This is a genomic window from Cupriavidus pauculus (assembly GCF_008693385.1).
GTDB lineage: Bacteria > Pseudomonadota > Gammaproteobacteria > Burkholderiales > Burkholderiaceae > Cupriavidus > Cupriavidus pauculus_D.
In genome coordinates, this window is the sequence record NZ_CP044067.1 from 1263019 (window position 1) to 1276459 (window position 13441).

At 65.4% G+C, this 13441-nt stretch carries 16 protein-coding genes; 11 read left to right on the top strand and 5 right to left on the bottom strand.

Going from position 1 to position 13441, the window contains the following annotated elements:
- Positions 1-56 precede the first annotated feature (56 nt).
- From FOB72_RS24040 to FOB72_RS24050, 3 genes are all read left to right on the top strand, one after another.
- The gene (locus FOB72_RS24040; RefSeq protein ID WP_150375172.1) at positions 57-956 is read left to right on the top strand and encodes a LysR family transcriptional regulator; all 900 of its coding nucleotides are present in this window, start codon (positions 57-59) and stop codon (positions 954-956) included.
- A gap of 214 nt (positions 957-1170) precedes the next feature.
- Positions 1171-1968: a putative hydro-lyase gene (locus FOB72_RS24045; RefSeq protein ID WP_150375173.1), complete on the top strand. Its 798-nt coding sequence runs from the start codon at positions 1171-1173 to the stop codon at positions 1966-1968.
- A gap of 92 nt (positions 1969-2060) precedes the next feature.
- Positions 2061-3278 (top strand): MFS transporter, encoded by a 1218-nt coding sequence (locus FOB72_RS24050; protein WP_223851796.1) that lies wholly within the window; start codon positions 2061-2063, stop codon positions 3276-3278.
- A 25-nt stretch (positions 3279-3303) separates the two neighbouring features.
- On the opposite strand, the gene FOB72_RS24055 is transcribed toward FOB72_RS24050, so the two are convergent.
- On the bottom strand, positions 3304-3516 hold the full coding sequence (locus tag FOB72_RS24055; RefSeq protein ID WP_150375175.1) for a helix-turn-helix domain-containing protein: 213 nt from the start codon (positions 3514-3516) through the stop codon (positions 3304-3306).
- Positions 3517-3754: 238 nt separating this feature from the next.
- Here FOB72_RS24055 and FOB72_RS24060 point away from each other — a divergent pair, with 238 nt between their 5' ends.
- A complete protein-coding gene (locus FOB72_RS24060) occupies positions 3755-4294 on the top strand; it encodes a hypothetical protein (RefSeq protein WP_150375176.1) in 540 nt (179 codons plus the stop codon).
- A 3-nt stretch (positions 4295-4297) separates the two neighbouring features.
- Here the strand turns inward: FOB72_RS24060 and FOB72_RS24065 are convergent, their stop codons facing one another.
- Positions 4298-4999, bottom strand: coding sequence for a GntR family transcriptional regulator (locus FOB72_RS24065; protein WP_150375177.1), 702 nt, complete (start codon positions 4997-4999; stop codon positions 4298-4300).
- Between the two features lie 136 nt (positions 5000-5135).
- On the opposite strand from FOB72_RS24065, the gene araD reads away from it, so the two are divergent.
- Genes araD through FOB72_RS24080 form a run of 3 tightly spaced genes read left to right on the top strand, consistent with a single transcriptional unit; the run spans position 5136 to position 8596 of the window.
- Entirely contained in the window at positions 5136-6872 is a 1737-nt protein-coding gene (gene araD / locus FOB72_RS24070) for an L-arabinonate dehydratase (protein WP_150375178.1), read from the top strand.
- A gap of 19 nt (positions 6873-6891) precedes the next feature.
- Complete coding sequence (locus FOB72_RS24075) at positions 6892-7623, top strand: ribonuclease activity regulator RraA (protein ID WP_150375179.1); 732 nt, start codon at positions 6892-6894, stop codon at positions 7621-7623.
- Positions 7624-7657: 34 nt separating this feature from the next.
- A complete protein-coding gene (locus tag FOB72_RS24080; RefSeq protein ID WP_150375180.1) occupies positions 7658-8596 on the top strand; it encodes a 2-hydroxyacid dehydrogenase in 939 nt (312 codons plus the stop codon).
- A 63-nt stretch (positions 8597-8659) separates the two neighbouring features.
- Here the strand turns inward: FOB72_RS24080 and FOB72_RS24085 are convergent, their stop codons facing one another.
- Both FOB72_RS24085 and FOB72_RS24090 read right to left on the bottom strand, forming a co-directional pair.
- The gene (locus tag FOB72_RS24085) at positions 8660-9664 is read right to left on the bottom strand and encodes a Bug family tripartite tricarboxylate transporter substrate binding protein (RefSeq protein ID WP_411859877.1); all 1005 of its coding nucleotides are present in this window, start codon (positions 9662-9664) and stop codon (positions 8660-8662) included.
- A 132-nt stretch (positions 9665-9796) separates the two neighbouring features.
- Positions 9797-10117, bottom strand: coding sequence for a DUF3175 domain-containing protein (locus FOB72_RS24090; protein WP_223851782.1), 321 nt, complete (start codon positions 10115-10117; stop codon positions 9797-9799).
- A 149-nt stretch (positions 10118-10266) separates the two neighbouring features.
- On the opposite strand from FOB72_RS24090, the gene FOB72_RS24095 reads away from it, so the two are divergent.
- The gene (locus tag FOB72_RS24095; protein ID WP_150375182.1) at positions 10267-10704 is read left to right on the top strand and encodes a polyhydroxyalkanoate granule-associated phasin; all 438 of its coding nucleotides are present in this window, start codon (positions 10267-10269) and stop codon (positions 10702-10704) included.
- Positions 10705-10965: 261 nt separating this feature from the next.
- Positions 10966-11292, top strand: coding sequence for a hypothetical protein (locus FOB72_RS24100; RefSeq protein ID WP_150375183.1), 327 nt, complete (start codon positions 10966-10968; stop codon positions 11290-11292).
- A gap of 114 nt (positions 11293-11406) precedes the next feature.
- Here FOB72_RS24100 and FOB72_RS24105 read toward each other — a convergent pair whose 3' ends face one another.
- On the bottom strand, positions 11407-12192 hold the full coding sequence (locus tag FOB72_RS24105; protein ID WP_150375184.1) for an SDR family NAD(P)-dependent oxidoreductase: 786 nt from the start codon (positions 12190-12192) through the stop codon (positions 11407-11409).
- A gap of 263 nt (positions 12193-12455) precedes the next feature.
- On the opposite strand from FOB72_RS24105, the gene FOB72_RS24110 reads away from it, so the two are divergent.
- Positions 12456-12869 carry a hypothetical protein gene (locus FOB72_RS24110; RefSeq protein WP_150375185.1) on the top strand — a complete coding sequence of 138 codons (414 nt, stop codon included), beginning with the start codon at positions 12456-12458 and terminating at the stop codon, positions 12867-12869.
- 182 nt (positions 12870-13051) lie between these two features.
- Positions 13052-13396 (top strand): YqjD family protein, encoded by a 345-nt coding sequence (locus FOB72_RS24115; RefSeq protein WP_150375186.1) that lies wholly within the window; start codon positions 13052-13054, stop codon positions 13394-13396.
- Positions 13397-13441 lie beyond the last annotated feature (45 nt).

Below are 13441 nucleotides of genomic sequence, written 5' to 3' on the forward strand. Positions count from 1 at the left end.
ACACTGCCCCACTTTGATGCCTGCTCGCGGGCATTCGCACCGTTCTCGCACGCGCCATGAATCTCAAGTTCATCGAAACGTTCGTCTGGGTCGCGCGGCTGCGCAGCTTCAGCCTCGCCGCGGACAAGCTCTTCACCACGCAGGCATCGGTATCGAGCCGCATCTCCGCGCTGGAGCGCGAGCTGGACGTGCGCCTGCTCGAGCGCAACTCGAAGACCGTGCGCCTGACGGCCGCCGGCTTGCGCGTGCTGGCGGAGGCCGAAGCGGTGAGCGAATCGGTGGAGCGGCTGCGCACGGCCCTGCGCGCGGACGAGAACGCGAGCGGCGTGGTGCGCATCGGCGCGATGGAAACCGTCGTGCACACATGGCTCGCCGAGATGGTCACGGCCGTGACGCGGCGCCATCCGAACCTCGAGGTGGAGCTGGTCGTCGATACGGCGCTGCGGCTGCATACGCTGCTGCGCGAGGGTCAGATCGATATCGCGCTGCATACCGACCTCACGCACGAGAGCGGTATCGCCAGCACCGCGCTGCTCAGCCATCCGCTTGCATGGATCGCGGCGCCCGACCTGCCCGACACCGCGCGCGATCGCATCATCACGTTCTCGCGGCATTCACGGCCGTATCAGGACCTGGCGCAGCTGCTGCGCGAGCACGGCATGGCGCGCGCGCGGCTCAACGGCATCAACTCGGTGGCCGCGATGGTCCGGCTGCTGATCGGCGGCTTCGGCGTGGGGGTGATTCCACCCGCGATCGTCGAGGAACCGCTGGCGCGCGGCGAGCTCGTCGTGCTGGACGACGCGCTGCCGCAGCCGCCCGCGCTGCCGGTCACGGCCTCGTGGCGCACCGATATCGGCTTTCAGGCCACGCAGCGCATTCTCGATCTCATCGACATGACGGTGGAACAGTACGCGGCCCGCGTCGGGCCCCAGCGCGCGGTGCTGGCCGTACGTTGAACTGCGTATTTACCCTGAGACACGGCGGCGGCCTGCGTATGCCCATGGTGCGGACGATCGTGCGGATGCGGCGTCAACCGTGGCTTTGGGGGAAATGACCCGCACGTGTTCACAAATACTTGACGCTGCCGGCAGAAATAACTTCGTCGCCAGACATTTTTTTTACTTCTAAGGTTGGAACCTTCATAAGCCGCTCGTTCCATCCATGTCCCTCATGTCATCCCCCGACCGGTCCAACGCCCTGCCCTCGCAACTGCGCAGGGCGGTGCGCGAGCGGCTCGTCACTGGCCCCACGGCGGGCTTCTGCGGCGAGTATGCGCAGGCGAACCTCGCGATCCTGCCGAAGGCCCATGCCGACGACTTCCTGCGCTTCTGCTTCCTGAATCCGAAGCCGTGCCCGTTGCTCGCGGTCGGCGAGCCCGGGCAGTGGCAGATCCCCGCGCTGGGCGAGGACCTCGACATTCGCACGGACGTCCCCGCCTATTACGTTTACGCGCACGGCGAGCGCACCGATGAGGTGCAGGATCTGCGAGCGCTGTGGCGCGACGATCTGGTCGTGTTCGCGATCGGCTGCTCGTTCTCGTTCGAGGAGATGCTCAAGCAGGAAGGCATTCCGCTGCGCCATGTCGATTGCGGCGTGAACGTGCCGATGTTCCGCACGAACATGCCGAATCACCCCGCTGGTCCCTTCGGCGGCAACCTCGTCGTATCGATGCGCCCGATGAAAGCCGCCGATGCGATTCGCGCGATCCAGATCACGAGCCGCTTTCCCGGCGTGCATGGCGCGCCCGTGCACCTCGGCGATCCCACGCTGATCGGCATTCGCGATCTGTGGCAGCCCGACTTTGGCGACGCGGTGCCCGTGCACGAGGACGAAGTGCCCGTGTTCTGGGCCTGCGGCGTGACGCCACAGGCCGCGATCGAAAGCGCGCGCCTGCCGTTCGCGATCGCGCACAAGCCGGGCCACATGCTGGTCACCGACATTCCGAACCGCACGCTCGCGGTCATCTAGCAACGAGGGAGCTACCAGCGATGGCGATCGATATCGAAACGAATCTTCCGGGCGCGGACGTGCAGGACGGCGCGAGCACATGGTACGGCCATATGACGCGCCCGCAGCGCAACGCGTTCTGGTCTTGCAAGCTCGGCTACATCCTCGACGCGATGGACACGCAGTTCCTGAGCTTCGTGATTCCCACGCTGATCGCGGCGTGGGGTATCACGCGCGGCGATGCGGGATTGATCGGCACCGTCACGCTGCTGACGTCTGCGGCCGGCGGCTGGATCGCGGGCGTGCTGTCGGACCGTATCGGCCGCGTGCGTACGCTGCAGATCACCATCGTGTGGTTCGCGTTCTTCACACTGCTGTGCGCGTTCGCGCAGAACTTCGGGCAACTGCTATGGGCGCGCGGGCTGATGGGCCTGGGCTTCGGCGGCGAGTGGACCGCGGGTGCGGTGCTCATCGGCGAAGTCATCCGCGCGAAGGATCGCGGCAAGGCGGTGGGCATCGTCCAGGCGGGATGGGCCATCGGCTGGGGACTATCGACGCTGCTGTTCACGCTCGTGTTCTCGCTGGTGCCGCCCGAGTACGCGTGGCGCGTGCTGTTTGCCATCGGCATCGCGCCCGCGCCGTTCGTGATCTGGATTCGCCGCTACGTCGAGGAGCCGGAGGTGCATCAGCGCCAGCAGGCGGCGCAAGCCGCGGGCGACGCGCAGCGTGCATCGTTCCTCGACATCTTTCGCGGCGATATCGCCTGGACCACGCTCCGCGCGTCCGTGCTCGCCACTGGCGTGCAGGGCGGCTACTACGCGATTACGACGTGGTTGCCGACCTACCTCAAGACCGAGCGCGGGCTCAGCGTGATCGGCACGGGTGCCTACCTCGGCGTCGTGATCGTGGGCTCGTACTGCGGGTATCTGGCCGGTGCGTGGGCCAGCGACAGACTTGGCCGCCGGCGGGCCTTCATGCTGTTTGCGGTCGCATCGGTGATCGTGGCGACGGTCTATACGCAGTTGCAGCTCGACAACGTGCTGATGCTCGTGCTGGGATTTCCGCTCGGGTTCTGCGCGTCGGGTATCTTCTCCGGCATGGGTGCGTTCCTCACCGAGCTCTATCCCACGCGCATTCGCGGCAGCGGACAGGGCTTCTGCTACAACTTCGGCCGCGCGGTGGGGGCCACGTTCCCGTTCCTGATCGGACACGTGTCGCAGGGTATGAGCCTCGGCCACGCAATCGGCCTGTTCGCCGCCGTCGCATACGGCGTCGTCATCCTCGCCGCGCTGACGCTGCCCGAAACACAGGGTCGCGCGCTGACCGAGTAAGCGCCCGCAGACACTCCCCCGGCGCTCAGCGCTTGATGTATAGCGCCAGTTCGTAGACCTCCATCAGCGCGAGCAGCTGGGCCGCGCTGATGGTCTCCGGATTGAGCTCCATATGAGAAATCCAGCTCTGGCTCACGTTCAGCCGCGCCGCGGCCTCCGCCTGACTGAGACCGGCAATCGTTCGTGCCCCCTGAAGCACCCGACCGAGGTCGAGTGCCGTGGCGATTCGTTCTTCCATAGATTTTTGTTTCCCTCCATCTGCTGGCATTCCGCGCGGTGCCCTTCTCCTGATTTAGCAGTCACACGCATATTGCGCAACCCATGGCATTGCAAGCCGTTGCAACAAGCCTTGCAATAACTACCTCCGCCACACGGGCGAAAGCCGGCCAAATTGCGTGATTTTGCGGCGTTCCTTCGAGTGGAACGGACCTTGCGGCGCAAGGCATGACGATCCCTGACTCGCACTGGAGACCATCATGCAAAAGAACCGAATTGCTCCACCGCTCACCGATTTTCACTATGGCGGCCACAGTGGCGTGAATGACGAGAAGAGCCGACCCGAGCGTCCGGTACGCGCGGCGGACGATCCCGCGCCAGGCTCGCATACGAATCTGCCAAAGCAGCCATATCGGCCGCAGCCGGGCTCAAACGAGCCTGCCGGCGTCGAGCGCTACGGCATGTATGGTGTGGCGCCGGGTTCGGACAAGCTTCCGCCCGAATTCGCGCAGTCCGGGCAGCGGCCGCTACCGGGCCCCGCGGCGCTCGGCCAGTTCGACGGCGACGATATGCGACCGCTCGAGCCGCTGAACGATGCGCAGCGCCTGGAGGTGCTGCATGAACGGCTATCGATGGTCGTGGACCCGGGCATCATCAGCATCGACATGATCGACGGTGCTGTAACGCTGCGCGGGACCGTGCGCGATGCCCCCACGCGCAAGGCCGTGGAGAACATCGTCATGGGCTGCCTGACCGACCACTACGTGCGCAGCGAGATCGATGTCGCGGCGACGCGGTGATGACTATTTGAGGTAATTCCCATACCGCGCGCGGATATCGTCGATATGCGCGAGCGTGCCCGACAGATGCTCACGCAGCACCGCCTCCGCGCGCACGCCGTTGCCCACGGCAATGGCCTCCACGATGGCCGCGTGGTCGCGCAGGACTTCATGCGCCTTGCCGGCGATGGGCAGATGCAGGCGTCGCAGCCTGTCCAGGTGACCGCTCTGCCGGCGCACGAGCGCGTGGAGGTCCGGGACATTGGCCGCATCGTACAGCGCGCGGTGGAAGGCCTGATCGTTGTCGCTGAATTCGTCCAGCGCATGCACCTCGAGCATGCGCGTGGCGCGCGCCACCGTCGCACGCAGTTTTTCGATCAGCCGGGCATCGGGTGCCGCGGCCAGCGTACGGACGATCTCCAGTTCCACGGAACGCCGCAGGAAATGCGCCTGGCGCGCCAGTGCGACGTCGATGCGGCTCACGCGCGTCGCGTGCTGCGGAAAGATGTCTACGAGCCCTTCCTCCGCCAGACGGATCAGCGCGTCGCGGACCGGCGTCTGGCTGATGCCGTACTGCGCGGCCAGATCGATCCGCGACAGCACCGTGCCGGGCGGCAGCGCGAGCGCGATGATCTGCTCGCGCATATGCTCGAACACCTGCGGCGCCGCCTGGCGCGTGCGGTCGAACTGGAACAGGGTCGAAGGTTCCTGCAGCAAGGTTTCCATATTGGGGCGCGATTCTAGCCGAAAGCCGTCCGGGCAACGTCGTTGACGTACTAATATATTAGTGCTTTAATCGTCGGCATCAAGGCCGGCCATGCAGACCGGCTCCGCCATCTATATGGACATGGAAGAGACAACCATGACGGCACGAAAAACGCCCGACGCGCTGCGCAGCGCGCGCTGGTTTGCCCCCGACGACCTGCGTTCCTCCGGTCATCGCTCCCGCATCATGCAGATGGGCTACGCGCCCGACGAGTGGATGGGCAAGCCGGTCATCGCGATCATCAATACCTGGTCCGATATCAATCCCTGCCATTCGCACTTCAAGCAGCGCGTTGACGACGTCAAGCGCGGCATCCTGCAGGCCGGCGGCTTTCCCATCGAACTTCCCGCGATCTCGCTCTCCGAGAGTTCGGTCAAGCCGACCACGATGCTCTACCGCAATCTGCTCGCGATGGAGACCGAGGAGCTCATTCGGTCCCATCCGATCGACGGCGCCGTGCTCATGGGCGGCTGCGACAAGACCACGCCGGGGTTGCTGATGGGCGCGACCAGCGCGGGCGTGCCGGCCATCTACGTGCCGGCCGGGCCGATGCTGCGCGGCAACTACAAGGGCAATGTGCTGGGCTCGGGCTCCGACGCGTGGAAATACTGGGACGAACGCCGCGCGGGGAACATCAGCAAGACCGAGTGGATCGGGATCGAAGGCGGCATCGCGCGCAGCCACGGCACCTGCATGACGATGGGCACGGCGAGCACGATGACCGCGATCGCCGAGTCCATCGGCATGTCGCTGACCGGCGCTTCGTCGATTCCCGCCGCCGACGCCAACCATATCCGCATGTGCTCGGAGTCCGGCCGCCGCATCGTGGAAATGGTGTGGGAGGACCTGACGCCCGCGCGCGTACAGACACATGCGTCGTACGAGAATGCGATTGCCGTGGCCATGGCGATGGGGTGCTCGACGAACGCGATCATCCACGTGATTGCGATGGCGCGGCGCGCGGGCCATGACATCGGGCTGGAAGACTTCGACGCGATGAGCCGCCACGTGCCGGTGCTCGCGAATATCCGGCCGAGCGGCGACAAGTACCTCATGGAGGACTTCTACTACGCGGGCGGCCTGCCGGCGCTGATGAGCCGCATCACGGACAAGCTGCATCTGGACGCACCGACGGTCACCGGCCGCACGCTTGGCGAGAACATCGCGGGCGCGGAGGTGTACAACGACGACGTCATTCGCTCGCGCGAGAACGCGCTGTATCAGGAAGGCGCGCTGGCCGTGCTGAAGGGCAATATCGCGCCCGATGGCTGCGTGATCAAGCCGAGCGCGTGCGAGCCGCGCTTCTACAAACATACGGGGCCAGCGCTCGTGTTCGACGATTATCCGTCGATGAAGGCCGCGATCGAGCGCGACGACCTCGACGTGACCGCGGACCATGTGCTGATCCTGCGCAACGCGGGCCCGCAGGGCGGCCCCGGCATGCCCGAGTGGGGCATGTTGCCGATTCCGAAGAAGCTCGTGCAGGCGGGCGTGCGCGACATGCTGCGTATGTCCGATGCGCGCATGAGCGGCACGAGCTACGGTGCCTGCATCCTCCACGTGTCGCCGGAAGCGTATATCGGGGGGCCGTTCGCGCTGGTACGGACGGGCGACATGATTTCCGTCGATATCGACCAGCGCCGCATCCATCTGGAGGTCTCCGACGAAGAACTCGCGCGACGCCGCGCCGCGTGGCAGCCGCTGCCGCCGAAATTCGGGCGCGGCTACGGCTGGATGTTCGCGCAGCATATCCGGCAGGCTCACGACGGTTGCGACTTCGACTTCCTGCAGACCGACTTCGGCGAGTCCGCGGGCGAACCGAGCATCTACTGACCGAAGCGACAGGACCCTCATGACCCAGCTCAGCCCTTCCCTCCACGACAGGCTCAAGTCCGTCAGCACGGCCACGCTCTGCACCGCCCTGTTCAAGCGCGGCCTGCGCAACCAGTTTATCCAGGACGTGCATCCGCTCGATCCGAGGCATGCCGCGAAGCACGGGACGATGGTCGGCGAGGCCTTCACGCTGCGCTATATCCCCGCGCGCGAGGACCTCAATCCGATCACCGTGTTCCAGGACCCGAACCATCCGCAACGGCAGGCGATCGAGCAATGCCCGCCAGGTGCCGTGCTCGTGATCGACAGCCGCAAGGATGCGCGCGCGGCGTCGGCTGGCTCGATTCTCGTCACGCGGCTGATGCAGCGTGGATGCGCGGGAATCGTGACCGATGGCGGCCTGCGGGACTCGCCCGAGATCGCGCAGCTCGATATCCCGTCGTATCACCAGCGCGCCTCCGCGCCGACCAACCTCACGATGCATCAGGCGCTGGAGTTCGACGTGCCGATCGGCTGCGGCGACGTGGCGGTGTTCCCGGGCGATGTGGTCGTGGGCGATGGCGAAGGCGTGGTCATCATTCCGCGCGAACTCGCCGAGGAAATTGCCACCGAGGCAGTCGAGATGACCGCGTTCGAGGACTTCGTCACCGAGGAAGTGAAGAAGGGCCGCTCGATCATCGGCCTCTATCCGGCCACGACCGAACAGGCGCGCGCGGATTTCGCCGCATGGCGCAAGGCTTCTGGCCGATAATGGCCGTCTCGATACCCCAACAGGAAACATTCGCATGAAACCCCGCCTTCTGCAGCATGGCCGCCTGCCCGAACATATCGAAGCCCGACTCGCCGAACACTTCGACGTGCATCCGTTCTGGGCCGAAAAGGATCCGGCTGGCTATCTTGCGAAGCACGGCGGCGAATTCGTCGCGCTGACCGCGCGCGCCGCCACCGGCGTCGATGCGGCGACCATCGCGGCCTTGCCCGCGCTGCGCGTGATCTCCAGCTTTGGCGTGGGTCTCGACAAGATCGACCTCGACGCCGCGCGTGCGCGCGGTATCGCGGTGGGGTACACGCCCGACGTGCTCAACGACTGCGTGGCGGATACCGCGTTCGCGCTGCTGATGGATGCCGCGCGCCAGATCAGCGCGGCGGATCGTTACGTGCGTCGTGGCGAGTGGCCCAAGGCGCCCTACCCGCTGACCACGCGCGTGAGCGGCAAGCGCCTCGGCATCGTGGGTCTCGGCCGCATCGGCCATGTGATTGCCAAACGGTCGAGCGGCTTCGACATGGAAGTGCGTTACTTCGGCCGCAAGCCGCAGGAAGGCGTGTCGTACGGCTTCGAGCCGTCGATCGAAGCGCTTGCGTCGTGGGCGGATTTTCTGGTGCTGGCGACGTCGGGTGGCCCGACGACGAAGCATCTGGTCTCGGCCAGCGTGCTCGAGGCGCTCGGCCCCAAGGGCTATCTGATCAATATCGCGCGCGGTACCGTGGTCGATGAAGCGGCGCTGGTCGATGCGCTCGCAAACAAGCGCATCGCGGGCGCGGGGCTCGATGTCTTCGAGAACGAGCCGCACGTGCCGGAAGCGCTGTTCAAGCTCGACAACGTGGTGCTGCTGCCTCACGTGGCCAGCGGCACGCACGAGACGCGCAAGGCGATGGCGGATCTCGTATTCGACAATCTGCAGGCGTTCTTCGAGACGGGCAAGGTGCTGAAGTCCGCGGTCTGAGCGGGCTGCCCGCATAAAAAAAAACCGCGCCGGATGGCGCGGTTTCTTATTTGGCGTCAGGCGTTACTCGGCCTTCGCGCCCGAGTCCTTGGCAACCTTGATCCACTTCGTGGTTTCGGTCTTGATAAACGCCGCCAGCTGCGGTGCGTTCATATCGCCGGCGGTCACGCCCTGCTCGTCGAAGCGCTTGACGACGTCGGGCTGCTTGAGCACCTTGGCCAGCTCCGCGCCCGCGCGCTGCTTGATCGCATCGGGCGTGCCCCGCGGCGCCATCAACGCGTACCACGTCACCACTTCATAGCCCGGCACGCCGCTCTCGGCCACGGTCGGCACGCCGGGATAAGCGGCCGAGCGCCTGGCCGACGTCACGGCCAGCGCGCGCACCTTGCCGCTCTTGATATGCGGGTTCGCCGACGGGCTGGTCTCGATGGCCATCTGGATCTGGCCGGCGATGATGTCCGTCATCATCGGCGCGCCGCCCTTGTAAGGCACGTGCGAGATATCGGTGCCCGTGGCCGAACGGAACAGTTCGCCTGACAGGTGTTCCGTGCTGCCGATACCGGCCGAACCGTAGTTGACCTTGCCCGGATGCGCCTTGATGTAGGCGATGAGCTCCTGCACGGTCTTCACGGGGATCTGCTCGTTGACGATCAGCACATTCGGCGTGGAGGCGACCATGCCGATGGGCTCGAGGTCCTTCTGGAAGTCGTAAGGCAGCGACTTGTAGATGCCGGGCGCCATCGTGTGGGCGATGGTGGCCAGCAGGAACGTGTAGCCGTCCGGCTGGGCCCGCGCCACGTTGGCCGCGCCCAGCGTGCCGCCGGCGCCGGGACGGTTGTCCACGACCACGGGCTGGCCCAGCGCTTCGCCCAGCTTCTGGCCGACGGCCCGGCCCACGATATCGGTGGTGCCGCCCGCGGCGAACGGCACGACCAGCGTGATCGGCTTGCTGGGCCACGCATCGGCGGCATGGGCCATCGGGAGGGTGGCGCCCGTGGCGATCAGCGCGGCACTGAGCATGGCCTTCAGCGCTGTACGACGCGCATGGCGGCGTGGCATCGATTTCATCTTGGTGTCTCCTCGGAACCTCTGGTGTTATGCGCCGGGCCGTTGCTGCCCGGCGGAATCACCCACTCTAACGCTCGCGAGGTCTCCCGCCCAGCCCCTGTTCGGCATGGGGGGATCACAAATCGTGAAGGCTCATGCCGTACGGCCGAATGCCTCGCGCAGCTTGCCTTTGGCACGCCGCAGCGTGGCCAGGCGCTCCCTGGGCAGATTGCGGCCCGCCCGGTTGATATAGAAGTTCAGCATGGACATCGCCGACTGGAATGGCGTGCCCTTGCGGCGGCGGCTACGCGTGGCGGAGTTCTTGAGCGAAGCGGCCACTTCCTCCGCAGTGCCGGACTTGAAGATGTCGTGCTTCAGGTCCATCGCGTCGCTGGTCTCGGTCACGTGCTGCGACCAGCGCCGCGCCTTGCGGCGCGCGCCGCCGCTGGCGGGACGATGACGGGTCGTTGCCATGGCAAGCTCCTTGCGGAAACCAAATGTCTGGCATTGTTGCGACATCCGTGCCAGCCTACCCCCCTGCTTACCCGGGTTCATCCCCGCGTTGAACGCGTCCAGAATGCCGGTAGGCTTTCTTCCCGCAGCGCATCTCACTGGAGTTCGCCATGCAAAGCATTCCACCGACTCTGTGGCCGATGACGGCGTTTTTCCCGCACCTGCAGGCCATGGGCGCCGCCGAAGGGCAGCAATGGAACGAGAACTGGGCCCGGCTGATGGGCCTGAATACCGATTTTGCGCGGTCGATGTTCGACGAGGCCCGTTTCGACTGGGCATCGATGTTCGTGATGCAGGACCCGGAATCGCTGTACGTACGGCAGATGACCAACCAGATTCCGGCGCTGAGCATTCCGCTCCACTACGCCTCCGCCTTGCTCGAGCTCGGCTGCGCCTCCCAGCGCGCGTGGCTCGATGTCTGGGGGCACTGGCTGGGCGTGCCTGCCGTACTGGTCGCGGACACGGCCGCCGGGGATGTGGAGGATGTGCCACGGCATGCAATTCGTGAGACGCGGCATCCCCGTAGCGGACGAAGCCGGGAGCACTAAGCAAGATATGCGCAGATCCTGCCAGTTTGACGCTTTTACCGGTACAAGCTACAACCGCCTCGCCTACATATGGACATTAAGACATCCACACCGATGGCACAACCAATGCGTGCTTCATCTAAAACTAAGGCATAGTGTCGTCTGCACTGACAGAGGGCTATGCTTGCAGAGTGCAGCATTAAGCTGCCTGTCCGATCGACGCGGGGCGCAGTCGACACAGGTATTCGGATCGCGCCCAATTACTACATCGCGAGGCACCTTATGAAGAAGACCCATCTCACCAGTCTGATCGTCGCGGCCGCGGCCGTGGTTGCCGCGCCGCTGGCCATTGCGCAGCAAAAGCAAGTTGACCCGTACACCCAGGGCGCCAAGACCGGCAAGCCCGATCCGTACACGGACGGCGCCAAGACCGGCAAGTTCGACCCGTACACCGATGGCGCCAAGTCGGGCTCGACCCGTTCGGACCTCGTGAACAGCAAGCGCGATCCGTACACGGACGGGGCCAAGTCGGGCGCGCGTGACCCGTACACCGACGGTGCGAAGACGGGCAAGGCCGATCCGTACACCGACGGCGCCAAGAAGCAATAAGACACACTTCGGGCTTCGGCCCGCCGGCGCCTCCTTCGGGCGGCGCCGCGGAACGCCCCTCTCCTGGCGGAGTGGGGCGTTTTGTTTTTTGCGGTACCGTTTTTATGACACCGATCAGGGCACGGGATTGACGGCGCCATCGATGGCGATGACCGCACCGTTCACGTAGGCCGCGCGGCCCGAACCGAGAAAGACGACCATGTCCGCGACTTCCCCGGGCGTGGCGAGACGACCCATCGGCATCTTGTCGGTGAGCGCGCGCATGGCTTCTTCCTTGCTGACCTTGGCCGCCGCGGCTTCCACCTCCATGCGCGCATGGTAGCGATCGGTCTCGGTCGTCCCCGGATTGACCGCATTGATGCGGATGCCATGCTTCGCGTAGGCGTGGGCGAGGCCCGTCGAAGCAAGCATCAGCGCCGCGTTGGCCGCGCCCCCGCCGAGGTGGAACGTCGAGGCGACACGGCCGCCCACACCCACCACGTTGACGATATTGCCGGTGCGCCGCTCGGCCATGCCTGGCAACACGGCTTCCATCATGTGGATGTACGTGAAGTACTTGGCCTCCATCGCCGCGTGCCAGTGCGCGGCGGTCAGTTCTTCCGCGGGCGTGCGCTTGGCCGCGCCGGCGGAGTTGACCAGCACGTCGATGGGACCGAGCGCGGCTTCCACGCGCGCCTTGAGGTCCGCGGCCTGCGCGGGCACGGTCAGGTCGGCGGCGAAGCCCCTGGCATCGAGACCTTCGGCGGCCAGTTGAGCCACGGCCGCATCCAGACCCTCCGGTTGACGCGCGGCAATGGCCACCTTTGCGCCCTCCTGCGCGAACAGGCGCGCGCACGCGAGGCCGATGCCCTTGCTGCCACCCGTGACCAGCACGACCTTGCCCTTCAATTGCAGATCCATCGCTCCCCCGATTTGTAAGAAAAAATCAAAGCGCTAATATACGCCGCGCTATCGCCTGCCGCACCGTCCGGCCTGCATGACCCGCTGGCCCGCGCTGTGCCTTGGCCATTTCTTTCAAAGGCTGAAAGGTCGAAAGTTCCCGTCCGATTCGTTCGCAAACCGAAACAGTCAGTTATCGGAATCGGGCTGTTACTCCGCAATGATTGGCCTAGAGTAAGGACTTCGAATCGCCCTGCCGATTGGTCTGAACAAGGAGCCCCATCATGCGACTCACGCCTGAAACCCTGCTTCCCGCTTCGAACGAAGTTGCCGCTGTTGCCGCCGATGATGTGGTGACCGCGATCCGCCATCAGGACATCGTCACCGCCTGGTCCGGCACGATGGCCGAGCAGCGTGTGGCCGTGCTGCACATGCTCTATCCGCGTACCGATGCGCGCACGCACCGCAGCCTCGACGCGCTGGTCAATGCGCTGCATGTGCACGGGCTGCATCAGGTGGCCGAGCTGATCGAGCAGGAAGCCCACTACCTCGTCTTCAAGGACCCTGTGAAGGCGTGGAAGGCCCTGAACGAGATTCGCCATGATTCGCTCGCGATCGGCGTGCATCTCTATTACAAGGGCCTCAGCGGTAACGAGGCGGAAGTGGCGCTCGATCGGGACGCGCATCGCAAGGGGTGATCCTCCCCTTTCACCCTGCGCGGGCATGGGCGGAAATTACAAAATCGCTCATGCCTGCGGGTGCGGTTCTTCCACGGCTGATACCGTCCGTCACGGTATTTCCAGTGCTTCCGGCGATTTGACCGGCTGGTACGGATTCTGCGCGGGACCACGTTCTCACATCCCTCATCACGGAGAACGTCATGGACCCCAACAATCTCGATCCGCAGGACTCTGCTTCCCAGGCGACGTCGCAACTGCGCGCAAGCACCGACCAGCTCGCGCGCGATCTCGACGATCTGCTGACCCAGCTTCCCAACCTGACAGGTGAGGCCCTCGACGCGGCCAAGAAGACGTTTCTGGCCAAGGCCGAGCGCGGGTCCAGCGCGTTGCATTCGCTGAAGGAAAATGCATGCAGCCGCATGGAGCACGCGCAGGAGTGCGCACGCGACTACGTGCACCGGGAGCCGGTGCGCGCGCTGGGCATGGCGATGGGAGTGGGATTGTTGCTCGGGGCGCTGATCTGCCGGCCCCACGGACGGGACTGAACCCCGGACGGAAGGCGGTCCCTCTCCCCGATGGGAGAGGGACTA

What these genes read in the sequence shown, in the direction of transcription:
- FOB72_RS24040 (WP_150375172.1), top strand. Translation starts at nt 57, where the DNA reads ATGAATCTCAAGTTCATCGAAACGTTCGTCTGGGTCGCGCGGCTGCGC.
- FOB72_RS24060 (WP_150375176.1), top strand. Translation starts at nt 3,755, where the DNA reads ATGCAAAAGAACCGAATTGCTCCACCGCTCACCGATTTTCACTATGGC.
- FOB72_RS24065 (WP_150375177.1), bottom strand. Translation starts at nt 4,999, where the DNA reads ATGGAAACCTTGCTGCAGGAACCTTCGACCCTGTTCCAGTTCGACCGC.
- FOB72_RS24045 (WP_150375173.1), top strand. Translation starts at nt 1,171, where the DNA reads ATGTCATCCCCCGACCGGTCCAACGCCCTGCCCTCGCAACTGCGCAGG.
- FOB72_RS24055 (WP_150375175.1), bottom strand. Translation starts at nt 3,516, where the DNA reads ATGGAAGAACGAATCGCCACGGCACTCGACCTCGGTCGGGTGCTTCAG.
- FOB72_RS24095 (WP_150375182.1), top strand. Translation starts at nt 10,267, where the DNA reads ATGCAAAGCATTCCACCGACTCTGTGGCCGATGACGGCGTTTTTCCCG.
- FOB72_RS24085 (WP_411859877.1), bottom strand. Translation starts at nt 9,664, where the DNA reads ATGAAATCGATGCCACGCCGCCATGCGCGTCGTACAGCGCTGAAGGCC.
- FOB72_RS24100 (WP_150375183.1), top strand. Translation starts at nt 10,966, where the DNA reads ATGAAGAAGACCCATCTCACCAGTCTGATCGTCGCGGCCGCGGCCGTG.
- FOB72_RS24110 (WP_150375185.1), top strand. Translation starts at nt 12,456, where the DNA reads ATGCGACTCACGCCTGAAACCCTGCTTCCCGCTTCGAACGAAGTTGCC.
- FOB72_RS24090 (WP_223851782.1), bottom strand. Translation starts at nt 10,117, where the DNA reads ATGGCAACGACCCGTCATCGTCCCGCCAGCGGCGGCGCGCGCCGCAAG.
- FOB72_RS24115 (WP_150375186.1), top strand. Translation starts at nt 13,052, where the DNA reads ATGGACCCCAACAATCTCGATCCGCAGGACTCTGCTTCCCAGGCGACG.
- FOB72_RS24080 (WP_150375180.1), top strand. Translation starts at nt 7,658, where the DNA reads ATGAAACCCCGCCTTCTGCAGCATGGCCGCCTGCCCGAACATATCGAA.
- FOB72_RS24105 (WP_150375184.1), bottom strand. Translation starts at nt 12,192, where the DNA reads ATGGATCTGCAATTGAAGGGCAAGGTCGTGCTGGTCACGGGTGGCAGC.
- FOB72_RS24075 (WP_150375179.1), top strand. Translation starts at nt 6,892, where the DNA reads ATGACCCAGCTCAGCCCTTCCCTCCACGACAGGCTCAAGTCCGTCAGC.
- FOB72_RS24050 (WP_223851796.1), top strand. Translation starts at nt 2,061, where the DNA reads ATGACGCGCCCGCAGCGCAACGCGTTCTGGTCTTGCAAGCTCGGCTAC.
- araD (WP_150375178.1), top strand. Translation starts at nt 5,136, where the DNA reads ATGACGGCACGAAAAACGCCCGACGCGCTGCGCAGCGCGCGCTGGTTT.